Origin of the sequence: Streptomyces sp. 5-10 (assembly GCF_014712245.1) — a bacterium.
Taxonomy (GTDB): domain Bacteria; phylum Actinomycetota; class Actinomycetes; order Streptomycetales; family Streptomycetaceae; genus Streptomyces; species Streptomyces violaceusniger.
Genome location: NZ_JACVYG010000026.1, coordinates 1 through 16,873, shown reverse-complemented (window position 1 = coordinate 16,873; position 16,873 = coordinate 1). Strand labels below are relative to the sequence as shown.

The 16,873-nt window shown below is 71.0% G+C and carries 15 protein-coding genes; 8 read left to right on the top strand and 7 right to left on the bottom strand.

Annotated features, from left to right (window positions below):
• Positions 1–5 precede the first annotated feature (5 nt).
• Positions 6–944, bottom strand: coding sequence for an amino acid ABC transporter permease (locus tag IEJ02_RS26110; RefSeq protein ID WP_191067109.1), 939 nt, complete (start codon positions 942–944; stop codon positions 6–8).
• A 43-nt stretch (positions 945–987) separates the two neighbouring features.
• Complete coding sequence (locus IEJ02_RS26105; protein WP_191067108.1) at positions 988–1,941, bottom strand: ABC transporter substrate-binding protein; 954 nt, start codon at positions 1,939–1,941, stop codon at positions 988–990.
• A gap of 512 nt (positions 1,942–2,453) precedes the next feature.
• On the opposite strand from IEJ02_RS26105, the gene IEJ02_RS26100 reads away from it, so the two are divergent.
• Together IEJ02_RS26100 and IEJ02_RS26095 are read left to right on the top strand one after the other, a co-directional pair.
• Positions 2,454–3,686, top strand: coding sequence for an NAD(P)-dependent malic enzyme (locus IEJ02_RS26100; protein WP_191067107.1), 1,233 nt, complete (start codon positions 2,454–2,456; stop codon positions 3,684–3,686).
• 146 nt (positions 3,687–3,832) lie between these two features.
• Positions 3,833–4,795, top strand: a complete 963-nt coding sequence (locus IEJ02_RS26095; protein ID WP_191067106.1) for a zinc-binding dehydrogenase — start codon at positions 3,833–3,835, stop codon at positions 4,793–4,795.
• 123 nt (positions 4,796–4,918) lie between these two features.
• Here the strand turns inward: IEJ02_RS26095 and IEJ02_RS26090 are convergent, their stop codons facing one another.
• From IEJ02_RS26090 to IEJ02_RS26080, 3 genes are all read right to left on the bottom strand, one after another.
• Positions 4,919–5,674 (bottom strand): antibiotic biosynthesis monooxygenase, encoded by a 756-nt coding sequence (locus tag IEJ02_RS26090; RefSeq protein ID WP_191067105.1) that lies wholly within the window; start codon positions 5,672–5,674, stop codon positions 4,919–4,921.
• A gap of 586 nt (positions 5,675–6,260) precedes the next feature.
• Complete coding sequence (locus IEJ02_RS26085) at positions 6,261–7,355, bottom strand: PadR family transcriptional regulator (protein ID WP_191067104.1); 1,095 nt, start codon at positions 7,353–7,355, stop codon at positions 6,261–6,263.
• Positions 7,355–8,212: a DUF4097 family beta strand repeat-containing protein gene (locus tag IEJ02_RS26080; protein ID WP_191067103.1), complete on the bottom strand. Its 858-nt coding sequence runs from the start codon at positions 8,210–8,212 to the stop codon at positions 7,355–7,357. Before IEJ02_RS26080 ends, IEJ02_RS26085 begins: the two co-directional genes overlap by 1 nt.
• A gap of 470 nt (positions 8,213–8,682) precedes the next feature.
• Between IEJ02_RS26080 and IEJ02_RS26075 the strand changes: the two genes are divergently transcribed.
• The 3 genes from IEJ02_RS26075 to IEJ02_RS26065 all read left to right on the top strand — a co-directional run bounded on the left by IEJ02_RS26075 (position 8,683) and on the right by IEJ02_RS26065 (position 13,010).
• The gene (locus IEJ02_RS26075; RefSeq protein WP_191067102.1) at positions 8,683–11,532 is read left to right on the top strand and encodes a non-ribosomal peptide synthetase; all 2,850 of its coding nucleotides are present in this window, start codon (positions 8,683–8,685) and stop codon (positions 11,530–11,532) included.
• A 118-nt stretch (positions 11,533–11,650) separates the two neighbouring features.
• Complete coding sequence (locus IEJ02_RS26070; protein WP_191067101.1) at positions 11,651–12,574, top strand: NAD-dependent epimerase/dehydratase family protein; 924 nt, start codon at positions 11,651–11,653, stop codon at positions 12,572–12,574.
• 37 nt (positions 12,575–12,611) lie between these two features.
• Complete coding sequence (locus IEJ02_RS26065) at positions 12,612–13,010, top strand: nuclear transport factor 2 family protein (RefSeq protein ID WP_191067100.1); 399 nt, start codon at positions 12,612–12,614, stop codon at positions 13,008–13,010.
• 76 nt (positions 13,011–13,086) lie between these two features.
• On the opposite strand, the gene IEJ02_RS26060 is transcribed toward IEJ02_RS26065, so the two are convergent.
• Positions 13,087–13,707 (bottom strand): malonic semialdehyde reductase, encoded by a 621-nt coding sequence (locus IEJ02_RS26060; protein WP_137979503.1) that lies wholly within the window; start codon positions 13,705–13,707, stop codon positions 13,087–13,089.
• 147 nt (positions 13,708–13,854) lie between these two features.
• Between IEJ02_RS26060 and IEJ02_RS26055 the strand changes: the two genes are divergently transcribed.
• Entirely contained in the window at positions 13,855–14,538 is a 684-nt protein-coding gene (locus IEJ02_RS26055) for a TetR/AcrR family transcriptional regulator (protein ID WP_191067099.1), read from the top strand.
• Positions 14,539–14,560: 22 nt separating this feature from the next.
• Positions 14,561–15,376: an AfsR/SARP family transcriptional regulator gene (locus IEJ02_RS26050; protein ID WP_191067098.1), complete on the top strand. Its 816-nt coding sequence runs from the start codon at positions 14,561–14,563 to the stop codon at positions 15,374–15,376.
• Between the two features lie 215 nt (positions 15,377–15,591).
• Here the strand turns inward: IEJ02_RS26050 and IEJ02_RS26045 are convergent, their stop codons facing one another.
• On the bottom strand, positions 15,592–15,774 hold the full coding sequence (locus tag IEJ02_RS26045; RefSeq protein ID WP_137979506.1) for a DUF6104 family protein: 183 nt from the start codon (positions 15,772–15,774) through the stop codon (positions 15,592–15,594).
• 125 nt (positions 15,775–15,899) lie between these two features.
• Between IEJ02_RS26045 and IEJ02_RS26040 the strand changes: the two genes are divergently transcribed.
• Positions 15,900–16,670: an SDR family NAD(P)-dependent oxidoreductase gene (locus tag IEJ02_RS26040; protein WP_191067097.1), complete on the top strand. Its 771-nt coding sequence runs from the start codon at positions 15,900–15,902 to the stop codon at positions 16,668–16,670.
• Positions 16,671–16,873: the final 203 nt, after the last annotated feature.

Genomic DNA, 16,873 nt, shown 5'->3' with positions numbered 1-16,873 from the left:
GGCGGTCATGCGCCGACACCTCCGGAGCGGTTGCTGAAGGAGAGCAGATTGGCCCGGACCCGCTGCAGCGGGGTGGCCGGCAGGCTACGGCTCGAGCCGCGCGCGTAGTACCGCTCCAGGTAGTACTGGCCGACGCTGAGCACGGAGGTGAGGATCAGGTACCAGGCGGCCGCGAGGAAGAGCATCTCCGCCGTGGCGCCGGAGTTCTGCCCGACCTCGGAGGTGGCCTGGAGCAGGTCCCAGTACTGCACCGCGATCACCAGCGAGGTGGTCTTGAGCATGTTGATGAACTCATTGCCGGTCGGCGGCACGATCACCCGCATCGCCTGGGGCAGCACCACCCGGCGCAGCGTCTTGGCGTGGCTCATGCCGAGCGCCTGGGCGGCCTCGGACTGGCCCTCGTCGACCGACTGGATGCCGGCCCGGCAGATCTCGGCCATGTACGCGGCCTCGTTCAGGCCCAGGCCCAGCAGGGCGGCCAGGAACGGGGTCATGAAGTCCGACCACTCGTCCTTGTAGATCGGCATGATGTTGATGTAGTCGAACACCAGGCCGAGGTTGAACCAGACCAGCAGCTGCACATAGACCGGGGTGCCGCGGAAGAACCAGATGTAGCCCCAGGCGATGGAGGCGGTCACCGGGTTCTTCGACAGCCGCATCACCGCGAGGACGATGCCGAGGGCCACGCCGAGCACCATCGAGAGGATGGTGATCCAGACGGTGTTGCGAACGCCCCTGAGGACCTCGCCGTCGAAGAAGTAGTCCGGGATGGCGTTCCAGTTGACGTCACCGCGGGCGAAGGCGGAGATCAGCAGGGCGAGCAGGGCGATGGCGATGATCGCGGAAACCCAGCGGCCGTAGTGCCGCACTGGGATGGCCTTGATGCTCTCCGGCGCCGGCGGCGGGGCGTCGACCGGACCCGCCTTTTCGATCTTAGTAGTCACGGATGGTGCCTTTCAGCGCGAGCGCGGACGGGGGAGGGCCGGATCACTTGCCGCCGTTGATGATGGCCTTGGTGACCGCGCCGTCCTTGACGCCCCACTTCGCGATGATCTTGTCGTATTCGCCGTTCGCGATGATCAGGGCGAGCGCCTGCTTGATGGCATCGCGCAGCTGGGTGTTCTTCTTGGCGACGGCGATGCCGTACGGGGCCGCCTCCACCTGATCGCCGACGAGCTCGAAGTCCTTGCCGCCGCCGGAGGTCTTCACCGCGTACGCGGCGACCGGGAAGTCGCTGGAGCCGGCGACGGCGCCACCGCCGCGCAGCCGGGTCTGGGCCTCGGTGTCATTGCCGAACGCCTCGATCGAGATCTTGCCCTTCTTGTTCTTCAGGCAGGTCTTCGACTGGGACTTGGCCAGGTCGTGGGAGACGGTGCCGCGCTGTACGACGATCTTCTTGCCGCACAGGTCGTCCCAGGTCTTGATCCCCTTGGTGTCGCCCTTTCTGGTGTAGATCGAGACACCCGCGGTGAAGTAGTCGACGAAGTCGACGCCCTCGCCCGCCTTCTTGCCGGTGTCCGGATCGACGCCCTCCTGGCGGCCCTCGTTGTCGGTCATGGCCGACATGGCGATGTCGTAGCGCTTGGAGCGCAGACCCGAGAGCAGGGTGTCGAAGGTGCCGTTGTTGAACTCGAACTTCACCCCGAGCTGCTTGCCGAGGGCGTCGGCGATATCCGGGTCGATGCCCATGACCTGGCCGTTCTTCTTGAACTCGACCGGCGGGTAGTTGATGTCCGAGCCGACCTTGATCACCTTGGAGCTCTGGATCTCCTTGGGCAGCTGGTTGAACAGCGGGGCGGAGTTGCTGTTGGACCCGCCCGTGGCCTTGTCGGTCTGGTCGCCGCAGCCCGTCAGCAGCAGGGCACCTACCACCGCTATCGCGCCGACGGGGGCCATCCGGGACTTCAGGGTGGCCCCACGGGGCGTGAAGCTGGCGGTCATGCTGGTTCCTCCGGCAGGGTGAGGGGGCGAGATCTCGGGAACACGTTTGTGGGTGTCGCGATCTCGTGTGATTGGGGCATCTTGCCATCGGACGGGCCCGTGCGGGCCGCTGGCCATGTCAAAATCGGATAACGGGCGATCCCCGTGGTGCACAACCGGACAGCGGTACCGGCCGGACAGCGGCGGCCGGTGACGCGGGGCGGGCTCATGATCACGCGGGGAACAGCGCGTGACAGCGGCATGGACTTTCCCTAGAGCTTCGCCCGCCTTCAGGCGTAATGCCTGGTTTTCCGGTGTCATGGCACCAGAACTCGCTCGTCCCTCGGCGCGCGCTTCAGGTAGAACAGACGGCTACACCCCTCACCCGGGGCTCAGGGCGCGTGTGCGACGCGCCCGGCGTTCGTACCCACACCCATGCGGTGGTCATCCGCTGAATGGGACGACGCGGTGCCCGCCCGCTCCGAACCTGGGGCGGATACCCTCGACAGAAAAACGACAAAGGGGTCAAAACAGTGGCAGCGGAGATGGTCAATCCTCGCAGCGACAGCACAAGCGGCAGCGGCGAAGGAGTCGAAGGCGTGACCGACGGGGAGCCCTTCGATCCGGCGTTCGCCCTGCACCGCGGCGGCAAGATGGCCGTCCAGGCGACCGTGCCCGTGCGCAACCGGGACGATCTGTCCCTCGCGTACACACCGGGCGTCGCCAAGGTGTGCAGCGCGATCGCCGAGCAGCCCGAGCTCGTCCACGACTACACCTGGAAGTCCCAGGTCGTCGCCGTGGTGACGGACGGCAGCGCGGTGCTGGGGCTCGGCGACATCGGCCCGGAGGCGTCCCTTCCGGTGATGGAGGGCAAGGCGATCCTCTTCAAGCAGTTCGGCGGCGTGGACGCGGTGCCGATCGCGCTCGAGTGCCGGGACGTGGACGAGATCGTGGAGACCGTCGTCCGGTTCGCGCCCTCGTTCGGCGGCGTCAATCTGGAGGACATCTCCGCGCCCCGCTGCTTCGAGATCGAGCGCAAGCTCCAGGAGCGGGTCGACATCCCGATCTTCCACGACGACCAGCACGGCACGGCGGTGGTCACCCTCGCCGCGCTGCGCAACGCCGCCAAGCTGACGGACCGTGCGCTGGGTCAGCTGCGCGCCGTCATCTCGGGGGCGGGCGCCGCCGGTGTGGCCATCGCCCGGATCCTCACCGAGGCGGGCATCGGCGATGTCGCGGTGTGCGACCGCAAGGGCGTCGTCTCGCCGGACCGCGAGGACCTCACCGACGTCAAGCGCGAGCTGGCCGGCTTCACCAACAAGGGCGGGCTCACCGGGTCCCTGGAGGCCGCGCTGGACGGCGCCGACGTCTTCATCGGCGTCAGCGGCGGCACGGTGCCGGAGGGCGCGGTGGCCAAGATGGCGCCGGGCGCCTTCATCTTCGCGATGGCCAACCCCAACCCGGAGATCCACCCCGACGTCGCCCACCAGTACGCGTCCGTGGTCGCCACCGGGCGCAGCGACTTCCCGAACCAGATCAACAACGTCCTCGCGTTCCCCGGCATCTTCGCGGGCGCCCTCCAGGTCCGGGCCTCCCGGATCACCGAGGGCATGAAGCTCGCGGCCGCCGAGGCGCTGGCCGCCGTGGTGGCCGACGAGCTGAGCGCGGACAAGGTCATCCCCTCGCCGTTCGACGAGCGGGTCGCCCCCGCCGTGACCGCGGCCGTCGCCGCGGCCGCCCGCGCGGAGGGCGTCGCCCGCCGCTGACGCCCCGCCAGAGGCCCCGGTGGCGTTACGGGCCGGGCCGTCCCTCAGCCGGAGGGGCGGCCCGGCCCGTGTGCTGTCCGGTGGGCGAGCGGGGTCACACCGTGGTGCGGTTCCGTGGGGTGGCCCCGCGGCCTAAGGTCGGGATCATGTTCGCTGCCTATGCCGCACGTATCGACCGTGACCAGCCGCTGAGCGGCCTCGAACTGGGAGAGCGTCCCGAGCCGGAGGCGCGATCCGGCTGGACCACCGTGAACGTCAAGGCCGCCTCGCTCAACCACCACGACCTGTGGTCGCTGCGCGGGGTGGGCCTCGGCGAGGAGTCGCTTCCGATGATCCTCGGCTGTGACGCGGCCGGGGTCGACGAGGACGGCAACGAGGTCGTCATCCACTCCGTCATCGGCCAGAGCGGACACGGCGTCGGCCCGGAGGAGCCCCGCACCATCCTCACCGAGCGCTACCAGGGCACCTTCGCCGAAAAGGTGACGGTCCCCAGCTGGAACGTGCTGCCCAAGCCCAAGGAGCTCTCCTTCGAGGAGGCCGCCTGCTTGCCCACGGCCTGGCTGACCGCGTACCGCATGCTGTTCACCAACGCGGGGGTGCGCCCCGGCGACAGCGTCCTGGTCCAGGGCGCCGGCGGCGGCGTGGCCACCGCCGCGATCGTGCTGGGCGCGGCCGCCGGGCTGCGGGTGCTGGCCACCAGCCGCGACGAGGCCAAGCGGGCCCGCGCCGTCGAGCTGGGCGCCGAGGGCGCGTATGAGCCGGGGGAGCGGCTGCCGCGCCGGGTGGACGCCGTGATCGAGACGGTGGGCGCCGCCACCTGGTCGCATTCGGTGAAGTCCCTCAAGCCCGGCGGCACGCTGGTGATTTCGGGCGCCACCAGCGGCCCCAACCCGAAGGCCGCCGAACTCAACCGGATCTTCTTCCTGGAGCTGAAGGTCGTCGGCTCCACGATGGGCGGGAAGGACGAGTTGGAGGACCTGCTGAGCTTCTGCGCCGCGCGCGGGGTACGGCCGGTGATCGATTCGGTGCTGCCGCTGGACCGGGCCCGCGAGGGGTTCGAGAAGATGGCGGGCGGCGATCTCTTCGGCAAGGTCGTGCTGACGGTCTGAATATCGCGTCGGCATATTCCCAGCCGTTGTGCGGATCCCCGGCCGTTGTGCGGGCCGGGGATTCGCGGAGGAATACGCGGCGGCCCGCTGCCCCTCGCGCTCCGGTGAATTCCCGGAATTCCGTTATGAGGCCGAGGCCGAGGCCGAGGGTCGCACGAAGCTCCGCCGGAAGCGATAAGAGCGGGACGAGGCACCCACCCGAGCGGGGAAGTCGCGCACCCGGTCCCAGGCGGACGAGCCGCCGTCGCGGGGCCCGCCGGCCGCCAGCGCCGCCTCGTACGCCTCCACGTCGGTCCAGCGGGCGTAGTTGAGCACCCGGGCGCGGTCGGTGGACAGATGGCGCTCGCCGTTGGCGATCAGATGGAAGTCGGCGGAGAGCAGGCCCGGGTCGGGCTCGCTCTCCAGAGCCTCGATGACCAGGTCCACCCAGGACCGGCGGACCTGGGGATCGGGGTCGTCGAAGTCGATCTCGACCACGACGAACAGCCCGGGGTCCGTCGTATCGCCCTGGGCGGCGGCCGGCGCCTGGAAGCCGCGGTAGTGGCGGTAGTACGCGAGGCCGAGCCGCTTGATGTCCGGGACCGCGCTGTCGATCGCGTCGTTGCGCTGCTGCCGCTGGTCCCGGAAGAAGGCGTGGTACGCGGCCTCGTCGGCCCACTGGGAGTGGTGCATCAGCGTATCGCCGTCCGTGCCCGCGTAGAGGTTGTAGGAGAGCAGCTCGGGCGCCGGCCAGGGGCGGCTGTCCCAGGCGGCGGCGATGGCGTCGACCGTGGCCCGCTGCCGTTCCGGCGTGCCCACGCTCCAGGTGCTGAACAGCGCGGCGCCCACATCGGGCCGGGTGAGATCGGGCAGCGGTCCGGGGCTGGTCGGGGCGGACATGGCGGTCTCCTCGCGGTTGGGGACGTCGGAAAGCCGGGTGAGCCGGGTGAGCCGGGTGAGCCGGGTGAGCCGGGTGAGCCGGGTGAGCCGGGTGAGCCGGGTGAGCCGGGTGAGCCGGGGGAGAGGGCATCGGGGCCGGAGGGGCGCTCCCCCGTGGTGCGCCCCTCCGACCCCGATCCTGAAACTTCAACCGCGGTTCAGGTCAAGCGGCAGCCGCACCTTCCCGCCCGGCCCCTCCAGGGGGCACCTCCCAGCGGTAGCTAGGGGAGGTTGAGGAGCGGGGTCTGGGGCAGGGCCCCGTCTCCCAGCCCCTCCGGCGATTGAGGAGCGGGGTCTGGGGCGGAGCCCCAGTTTCGGGAAGGGGCGGGGAGGGGCCGCATCGATATGCGGCTCCGCCGCGTGGCCCGCCGCAGGCGTCAACCCACCCGGACAGCCCTCAGCAGGTCGGAGGAAGTCCGCCATGGTTCGGCAGCGCCCCGAAGGGGCGCGGGGCTGTGTCGATGTGCGGCTCCGCCGCGCGGGCGCGACCGGCCACGACGGCGCCGCGGACGGCCGACGACGCATCGCGGCACTTCCAGCGGAGCGCTTAGGCCCGCTCCCCCCGCAGCAGCGCCGTGATCCGCGCCGCGGCCGCCCCCAGACGATGACGGGCCTCGGCCAGCTGGTCGTCCGTCACCCCGTGGTCGCGCGCCGCGTCGCGGACGTCGTCGCGGAACCGGTCGAGCAGCCGCTCCAGATCGCGGGCGGGGGCGCCGGAGGGGGTGAAGTCCCTGGCCCACTCGGGCTCCCGCACCCCGGCCGTGCCGCCGCCGGTCTCGCTGCCACCGTCCCCGGGGGCCGGCCGCTCCTCCGCGTCGCCGCCCTCCGGCTTCGTCGTGTCCGCCCGCTCGACCGTGACATCCGGCCCGGACGTCTCGTCGTCCCAGCCCCAGCCCCAGTCCGAGCGCGAGGCGCCCGGCCGGGAGATCCGGCCCATACCGCGCGACACCTCGGCCAGCCCCTCGCGCACCGCCCGCTGCCAGTCGCCCGCCCGGATGTGCTCCTGCGTCTGCTCCTGGACCCGCCGGGCGATCCGCTGGACCTCCTCGCGCGCGAAGTCCTGCGCGTCCCTGGCCTGCTTGCGGGCGCGCTGGGCGTCCTGCCGGGCCCGTCGGCTCTCCTCCTTGGCCCGGCGCGCCTGCTCCTTCCACTCCTCCTTCGCGCGCCGCATCTCCTCCTTCGCCTGCCGCCAGGTCTCCTTGTCGCCCCATGCCCCCTCCCACGGGGCCTGCTTGTCCCGGGCGCCGCCGGAGGAGCGGGCCTGCTGGGCGGCCTCCCGCATCTCCCGGCGCAGATCGCTCGCCGAGCCGCGGACGTCCTCCCGGATCTCGGCGGCGAGTTCGGCGACCGACTCGCGGATCTCCAGCTCCAGATCGGCCAGCTCACCGCTGCGGTCGGCCAGTTCGGCGCGCCCGGCGTCGGTGATGGAGTAGACCTTGCGGCCGCCCTCGGTGGTGTGGGTGACCAGGCCCTCGGCCTCCAGCTTGGCCAGCCGCGGATAGACGGTGCCGGCCGAGGGCGCGTACAGCCCCTGGAACCGCTCCTCCAGCAGTCGGATGACCTCATAGCCGTGGCGCGGCGCCTCGTCGAGCAGCTTGAGCAGATACAGGCGCAGTCGGCCGTGGGCGAATACGGGGGGCATCAGAGGACCTTTCCCTGGGTGCCGTCGGTGGTGTCCGTGTCGACCTCGGACGGCGGACGGCGCAGCAGCGCGATGGCGCCCGAGACGGTGGTGGCCTTGAGACTGCCATTGCCCGCGCCGAGCCGGCCGGTGATCCTCTTGGCGCCCCACTGGCCGGTGACCCGCAGATCGTCGAAGCCGTTGGAGACCGAGCCGCTGGCCGTGTTGGCCTCCACCTCCGCGTCGGTGGGGTGCGGCAGCCGGATGGCGATCTCACCGGAGACGGTGGTGAGGCAGATGTCGGAGCACGTGGGGGCGGGGGCCAGGTCGAGCACCATGTCGCCACTGACCGACTCGGCCCGTACCGAGGGACCGGAGCCCTCGATCACGGTGAGGTCGCCGGAGACGGAGTGGAACCGCAGAGCGCCGGTGACGGCCTGGGCCTCGACCCGGCCGGATACGGTGTCGGCCTGGACCGGGCCGGTCAGCCCGAGCAGGGTGAAGTCGCCGGAGACACCGCGCAGCTCGGCATGGCCGGACAGCCCGGAGACCACGGCGGAGCCCCCGATCACGCCGACCGTGGCGCTGGTGCCGACGGGCACGGTGAGGGTGACATGGGCGGTGCGGGTGTAATGCCCGAGCCACTTGCGGAAGCCCTTCCGGGAGAGGTCGTCATAGCCGACGCTCAGGGTGCCGTCGATGTGGGTGACCTTCAGCGGCGGGCCGTCGATCTCGGAGACCTCGAGGCGGGCGGGGCCGGGGGCGGCGCCGACCACATTGACCGTGCCGCCCGCGATCTGGACGTCGAGCGTGGACACCGGGTCGTCGAGGGTGAGCTTCTGTGGCGCGTTGATCGACCACTGTGATCGGGCTGACATCCCTGGCCTCCCCTGGCTGGACGTGCGATGCGCCCTCTGGACGCAACATATCGTGTCTCCTGCACAACACGATATATCGCGGCCACGCGGAGTCAAGCCTGTCCAGCCCGGCCAGCCTGTCCAGCCTGTCCAGCCTGTCCAGCCCGGCCAGCCCGGCCCGTCCGGTGCGGCCCCGGATCCGGTACGGCCCCGGATCTGGGGTCGGGGGTGGTGACGGGCCTGGGGCCGGGGTGGCGATGGACCGCCTCCGGTACCCCGCGCGCCCGTGCACAATCGCACGAGGTGGTGGAAGATGCATGGCGCAGCCATCGTTTTCTGTGGGGCGAAGCGCACTTTTTGAAGAAACTCCTCCGGCCTGGGAATTTGCGCTTGAGCTTCGCTAGAGTCCTGGTAGAGCGTCATGGAGACATATGTTCGGGACTGTTACCTTCGTGGCCTCAGAATCGGGAAGGAAGAGGGGCCGTGGGGGAATGACGTCACCACCCTTGAATACCTCGGTACCACAGGAAGACGCGGAGCCGAACTCGGTTGCCCGGCTGTTGTTGCGGGCGGCGCGCGACCATGCCCATTCGGGGGTGCGCTATCTGGTCGGGCCCACCGCGAGTGAATCCGTGCGGCAGTCCTATCCGGAACTTCTGGAATCGGCGCTCGGACTCCTCTCCGCACTCCGTGACCGGGGATTGCGACCGCGGGACAAGGTGGCCCTGCTGCTGGACCGCCAGCCGGAATTCCTGACGGTTTTCTGGGCCTGTCTGCTGGGCGGCTTCGTGCCCTGCCCGATGGTTCCGGTCTCCGGCGACCCGGCCCGCTGGGCGGCCCAACTCACCCACGTCAACGAGCTGTTGGACGGACCGCTGCTGGTGACCACCGAGGCGACGCGGGCCGAGCTGCCCGAGGTGCCCGGGCTCGCGGTGGCCGTCGTGGAGGAGCTGCGGGCGGCCGAGGGCGCCTCCGGCGCCGAGCCCGGGCAGCCGCCCGCCGTGCACTCCGCGGCCCCGGACGACCTCGCCCTGCTGGTGCTGACCTCCGGTTCCACCGGGAATTCCAAAGCGGTCATGCTGACCCATGGAAATATCCTGGCGTCGATGGCCGGAAAGGCGGAGAAGCAGCGGCTCACCGCCGCCGACACCACCTTCAACTGGATTTCCTACGACCATGTGGCCGCGCTCCTCGAAGCGCATATGCTGCCGCTTTACGTGGGCGCCCAGCAATTGCATGCGGAAGCCGCGGTCATTCTCGAGGAGCCGCTGCGGTTCCTCCGGATCATATCCCGCCACAAGGTCACGATGACCTTTACGCCGAACTTCCTCCTCGGTCCGCTCAATTCCTCCGTCCATGAGATAGCGGAGGAGATATCGGCGGGCGGCGAAGGGCTCGATCTGAGCGCGCTGCGCCATATCGTCAGCGGCGGTGAGGCGAATGTCGTCGCGACCGGCGAGGCATTCCTGGCGCATTACGCCCCGTACGGTCTGCGGGAGTCCGCGCTCTGGCCCGCCTTCGGCATGACGGAGACCTGCGCGGGCAGCATCTACAACCGCGCGTTCCCGGCTACCGACGCGGGCCAGGAGTTCGCCAACCTCGGCACCCCCGTCGAGGGGCTGCGGATCCGGGTCGCCGACGACGACCACCAGGCGCTGCCCGCGGGCGAAATCGGCGAGCTCCAGCTCAGCGGCCCGATGATCACCCCCGGCTACTACAACAACGACGCGGCCACCGAGGAAGCCTTCACCCCCGACGGCTGGTTCCGCAGCGGCGACCTGGGCCGGATCGACGAGGGCCGGCTGACCCTCGTCGGCCGCAGCAAGGACAGCGTCATCGTCAATGGCGTCAACTACTTCAGCCATGAGATAGAGGCCGCCCTGGAACAGCTCGACGATGTCGCCGGCGGCTATGTCGCGGCGTTCCCGACCCGCCGCCCCGGCAGCGACACCGAACAGCTGGTCATCGCCGTCAGCCCCGAGCCGGCGGACCACGACGAGGCCGGGCTGCACCGCATGATCACCGCGGTGCGCTCCACCGTCGTGATCCACTGGGGCTTCCGGCCCTCCCTCATCCTGCCGCTGCCCAAGGACGCCTTCCCCAAGACCAGCCTCGGCAAGACGCTGCGCCGCCGGATGCGCCAGCGCCTGGAGTCCGGCGGATACGACGACGTCATCGAGCGGGTCGCGGAGCTGACCACCCGCCGGCTCGGCGGCCACACCCCGCCCGAGGGCGAGACCGAGCGGATCCTGGCCGAGATCTACGCCGAGATGTTCGACACCACCGCCGACCGGATCAGCGCCACCGCCGGCTTCTTCGACCTCGGCGGCACCTCGCTGGACATCCTGCGGCTGCGGCGCCAGGTCCACCGGCGCCTGGGGGTCGCGGATCTGCCGGTCATCACGGTGCTCACGGCGCCGTCGGTACGGCAGCTCGCCGCCCGGCTCGACGGCGGCGGCGCGCCCGGCCGCTCGGGGGTGTACGACCCGGTCGTACCGCTCCAGACCGGCGGCGAGAAGACCCCGCTCTTCTGCGTCCACCCCGGCGTCGGCGAGGTCCTGGTCTTCGTCAACCTCGCCAAGTACTTCGTCGGCGACCGGCCGTTCTACGCGCTGCGCGCCCGGGGCTTCAACGAGGGCGAGAAGCCCTTCACCAGCTTCGAGGAGATGGTGGAGTGCTATGTGGAGGCCATCCGCGCCCGCCAGCCGCACGGCCCCTACGCCGTGGCCGGATACTCCTACGGCGGCGCCGTGGCCTTCGAGATCGCCAAGGCGCTCGAGGCCCAGGGCGAGCGGGTCGACTTCGTCGGCAGCTTCAACCTTCCACCGCACATCAAGTACCGCATGGACGAACTCGACTTCATCGAGACCGCGACCAACCTCGCCTTCTTCCTCGATCTGATCAACAAGAAGCAGTCGCTCGACCTCCCCGCCGAACTGCGCCCGCTGTCCCAGGAGGAGCAGCTCGCGCATCTGCTGCGGATCGCCCCGCCGGCCCGGCTGGACGAACTCGACCTGGACCTGGACACGTTCACCGCCTGGGCGGAGCTGGCCCATGGCCTCACCACCCTGGGGCGCGACTACCACCCCAGCGGCACCACCCGGTCCATGACGGTCTTCTACGCGATCCCGCTGCGCGGCACCAAGGAGGACTGGCTGGCCAACGAGCTGCGCCGGTGGGACGACTACACCACCGAGCCCAACCGGTATCTGGAGGTACCCGGTGAGCACTACACACTGATGGGCCCGCGGCATGTCGCGGCCTTCCAGGCGGTACTGCGCAGGGAACTCGACCGCGCGCTGGAGGACGCCGACCGGGCCCGGACCACGGGCCGGTCCTAGCCCCGTAAGGTCCGGCACAAGGACCCGACCGGGCCAGGTACGGGCCCGACAGGGCCAGGTACGGGCCGACAGGGCCAGGCACGGGCCCGACAGGGCCAGGCACAAGGAGAAGAGCAGGGTGGAAGGCAAGAAGATCCTGGTCACCGGCGGCACCGGGCAGGTCGCCCGGCCGGTGGCCGAGGCGCTGGCCGAGCGCAACGAGGTGTGGTGTCTGGGCCGGTTCGGCACCCCCGGTGTCGAGAAGGAGCTGAACGACCAGGGGATCACCACGTTCCGCTGGGACATGAACGACCCGCGCGAGGCGGCGTACGAGGGGCTGCCCGACGACTTCACCCATGTCTTCCACTCGGCGGTGCGCCGCGGTGAGGACGGCGACGTCAACGCGGCCATCGAGGTCAACTCGGTGGCCACCGGGCGGCTGATGTCCCACTGCCGGACGGCGGAGGCGTTCCTCTTCGTCTCCACCGGGGCGCTCTACAAGCGGCAGACCCTCGACCACGCGTACACCGAGGACGACCCGGTGGACGGAGTGGCCGACTGGCTGCCCGCCTACCCGGTGGGCAAGATCGCCGCGGAGGGCGCGGTACGGGCGTTCGCCCAGGTGCTGAACCTGCCGACGACCATCGCCCGGCTCAACATCGCCTACGGCCCCGGCGGCTACGGCGGGGTGCCGATGCTCTACTTCAAGCGGATGCTCGCGGGCGAGCCGATACCGGTGCCCATGGAGGGCCAGAACTGGTGCTCACTCCTCCACACCGACGATCTCATCGCCCACGTCCCCCCTCTGTGGCGGGCGGCGTCGACCCCGGCCACGCTGGTCAACTGGGGCGGGGACGAGGCGGTCGGGATGACCGACTGCGTGCGCCACCTGGAGGAGCTCACCGGGGTCACCGCCCGGCTCGTCCCGAGCGAGGTCACCCGGGAGACGTACCACTTCGACCCCACGCGGCGGCGGGAGATCACCGGTCCCTGCCGGGTGCCGTGGCGCGAGGGCGTACGGCGCACGCTCCAGGCGCTCCACCCCGATCACCTTCCGTCCTGAGCCGCGGCACACCGCCGTCCGAGGAGTGGCTACCACCATGGCATCACCAAACATCGAGGCCATCCGCGCCTCCTACGCGGGTTTCCGCGACCGCGACATCGAGGGGATCCTCTCGGGCATGCACCCCGATGTGGAGTGGGTGCATCCGGAGGGGATGGCCAAGTACGGGCTCGGCGGCACCAAGCTGGGCCATGCGGGCATCAAGGAGTTCCTCGCCCATGTGCCGAACGTGCTGGGCGGGATGAAGCTCGAGCCGAAGGAATTCATCGAACAGGGCGACCGGGTCGTGGTCTTCGGCACCCGTGAGGTGACCTCGCTGAGCGGGAGGACCGTGACGCTGGACTTCGTCCACTCGTGGACGATGCGGGACGGCAGGGCGACGAGGATGGAGGACATCTTCGACACCGTGGCGTTCCACGAACTGATCGAGAGCTGACCGGAATCGCACGGCGGCCGTCCGCTTTCGCGCCGAGAAGGCACGGGAGCGGACGGCTGTTCTTCCGGAAGCGGTATCAGACCGTACGGAAGACCTCTTCGTACTCCAGGCGCGGCAGCCGCCCCATCCAGGCGTCCGGACCCGGCTTGCCGATGTTCACCACACAGACCGCCGCGTGCCGCCCGTCCTCGAAGAACTCCTTGGAGACGGCCGCGTGGTCGAAGCCGATCATGGGTCCGGCGGCCAGCCCCGCGGCGCGCACGCCCAGGATGAAATAGCCCACCTGGAGCGCGGTGTTGAACCGCGCCGACCCCTCCCGGACCTCCGGGTCGGCGAAGATCGCTTGCGGGTTCTCCATGAACGGCACCAGCCGCGGCAGCTCCTCGTGGAAGTCCAGGTCCGCGGCGAGCACCGCCACCAGCGGGGCCTTGGCCGTCTTCTCCTGGTTCCGCCCCGTCATGAGCGACACCAGCCGGGCGCGCGCCTCCTCCGAGCGCACCAGCACCACCCGCAGCGGCTGCTGGTTCATCGAGGTGGGGGCGTACTTGACCAGTTCGTGGATCGCGCGGACCTGCTCGTCCGTCACCGGCTCGTCGGTGAAGGTGTTGGCCGTACGGGCCTCCAGGAACAGCTGCCGCTGTGCCTCCGGCGCCAGGGTGAGAGGGCTCAGGGCCTCGCTGCTCTCCGGTGCGCTCATGGAGCTCTCCTTGTGAAGCGGTGGTGGAACGACGTGATTCGCCGATGAATTAATTGGACTAGACGGGCTAGTCCACTGCGGTGAACGAAGGCTAGACTCACAAGTCCATCGAGGGCAAGACCGGCTTGGAGCGAGGAGGTTGGGCGGTTGCGGACGGACAGCGGTCCCCGGCGCGGCGCGGCGGGACGGCCCGTGGGCCCCCAGCCCGCCAAGCGGCAGGCGATATTGGAGGCGGCGGTGGCCGTCTTCCTGCGCGAGGGGTACGACCGGGCGAGCGTGGACGTCATCGCGGACGAGGCCCGCGTGTCCAAGCAGACCGTCTACAACCACTTCGGCGACAAGGAACGGCTGTTCATCGCCGCCGTCGAGGAGGAGCGGGAGCGGGTGGCGGCCGGATTCGCCGCCGGTTCCCCGTACGCCCTCGGGCCCGACGGCGCCGGGACCCCCGAGGCGTACGACCGCGGCGACGCCCGCAGCGCGCTGCTCGCCTTCGGCCACCGGGTGCTCGCCGTCCTGCTCGACGCGCGGGCCTCCGCGCTGCGCCGCCTGGTCATCGCCGAGGTCGCCCGCCACCCCTCGCTGCGCCCCGCGTGCGCGGAGGGAGAGCCCCAGCAGCTGGTGACGTACCTCGCCGGGATGCTCGGCCGGCGCACCGGCAACGGTGAGCTGAGTGTGCCGGATCCGGCCACCGCCGCCCGCCAGTTCGTGGCCCTGATCATCCAACAGGGGCTCTACCAGTCGATGTACGGCACCCGCCCGCTCGCCGAGGACGAGGCCACGGCCGTCTGCGAGAGCGCTGCCGACCTGCTCGTCCGTGCGTACCGCCCATGAAGCCCGAAGAGAGGTGCCACCCATGCGGGTGAGCGTGCTCGGACCGCTGACACTCGGCCTCGGCGCCCGGTCCGGAGTGCCCAGCGCGATGAAGCCGCGCAAGGTGCTGTCCCTGCTGCTGCTCAACGCCGGCCGGATGGTTCCGGTGCAGTCGCTGATGGCCGAGCTGTGGGGCGATCAGCCGCCGCGCACCGGGCTGACCACGCTCCAGACGTACATCCTGCATCTGCGCAAGCTGCTCGCCGAGGGGCTGGGGATGTCGTCGGCCGCCGTCACCCGGGATGTGCTGCAGACCCGGCCCGGGGGCTACGCCATGGTGGTGAGCCCGGGCGAGCTCGACGTCCATGAGTACCGCGACCTCGTCGCCGAGGGCGAGGGCGCGCTGGAGGCCGGCGACGAGCGGACGGCGGACACCTCCTTCCGGCGGGCGCTGGCCCTCTGGCAGGGCCCGGCCCTGGTCGACGTCACCCCGCACGGGCGGCCGCTGCAGGCGGAGGTCGCCCGGCTGGAGCAGTCCCGGCTCACGGTGACCGAGCGCGGCATCGAGACCCGGCTGCGGCTCGGCGGCCACCTGGAGGTGCTGAGCGACCTCGCCTCGCTGGTCGTGGAGCACCGCTTCCACGAGGGCCTGCACGGTCAGTACATGCTCGCCCTCCACCGCTCCGGCCAGCGCACCCGCGCCCTGACGGTCTACCAGCGGCTGCGGACGGCGATGACGGAGGAGCTGGGGCTCGAGCCCTCGGCGAAGCTCCAGCGGCTCCAGCAGGCGGTGCTGGTGTCCGACCCCCGGCTGGACCAGGAGGCGGGGGCGCCGGGGCGGGGTCCGGTGGTGGCGTGAGGGGCGGCCGGTAGGGCGGCGCGGCCCTGCGGAACGCGCGGCCCTCGGGGCGTTGTGGCCTCGGACGTAGGTGGCGGCGCTCAGACGTGGCGGCGCTCAGACGTGGTGGCCCTCAGACGTGGTGGCCCTCAGGCGTGGTGGCGCTCAGACGTGGTGGTGCTCAGACGTACGTGGTGGCCTCAGACATGGTGGCCCTCAGGCGTACGCCGTGGCCCTCAGACGTCGTCGTCTTCCTCGTCGAGCCGGGCCAGCCAGGTCGCCAGCCGCTCCACCGGGACCTCGAAGTCCGGGTTCAGGTCGACGAACGTCCGCAGCTGCTCGGCGAGCCACTCGAAGGTGACCTCCTCATCGCCGCGCCGCTGCTCCAGCTCCTCGATACCGCGATCGGTGAAGTACAAGGGTCGCTCCGGAAGGGTGGTGTGGATCTACCCGCCCAGGATATGCGGCCCCGCACCCCGAGGAGCGACCCGAGGGCCGCCGGGGTTGACGTTGACGCAGGCGTCAATGTTTACGGTGCGTCGACATGACCGACATGACAGCAGCGCACTTTTCCGGCAGAGCAGTGATCGTCACCGGCGGGGGCACGGGGATCGGGCGGGCCACCGCGCGGACCTTCGCCGAGCAGGGCGCCCAGGTCCTGGTGGTCGGCCGCACGGCGGCCCGGCTCGCCGAGACGGCCGCCGACGCCCCGGGCATCCGGCCGCTGGCGGCCGACATCGCGGCCCCCGGCGCCGCCGAGTTGATCGTGAACACCGCGATGGAGGCGTTCGGCCGCGTCGATGTGCTGGTCAACAACGCCGCCGTGGTCCGGCAGACGCCGCTCGGGGACATCCGGCGGGAGGCCGTCGAGGAGATGCTGGCCGTCAATCTGCTCGCCCCGATGTACCTCACCCAGGCCGCGCTCCCGCGGCTGAGCGAGAGCGCGGGCGTTGTGATCAACGTCAGTACGGCCATCGGCCAGCGCGGCTGGCCGATGGCCGGCACGGAGCTGTACGCCGCGCTGAAGGCCGCTCTGGACACGCTGACGCGCAGCTGGGCCGTCCAACTCGCCCCGAGCGGGGTGCGCGTGGCCGCCGTGGCCCCCGGCCCCATCGCCACCGGGATCGGGCATCACCAGGGGCTCGACGCCGAGCAGGTCGACGCCCTGCGGACGACCCTGATCGAGCATGTGCCGCTGGGGCGGCTCGGCCGGGCGGAGGAGGTCGCCTTCTGGATCACCCAGCTTGCCCGGCCCGAGGCGGGCTACACCACGGGGGTCGTCCTGCCGGTGGACGGCGGGGCGCTGGTCGGCTAGGCGCGGACCGGCGGTTCTTTCCCCTCCCCGCCCCTTCCCGATACCAGGGGCTCCGCCCCCGGGCCCCCGGCCCCCGGCCTCCGGGCTCTGGGCTCCGGCCTCCGGGCGCTGGGCTCCGCCCCCGGCCCCCGGCCCCCGGCCTCCGGGCTCTGGGCTCCGGCCTCCGGGCGCTGGGCTCCGCCCCCGGCCCCCGGCCCCCGGCC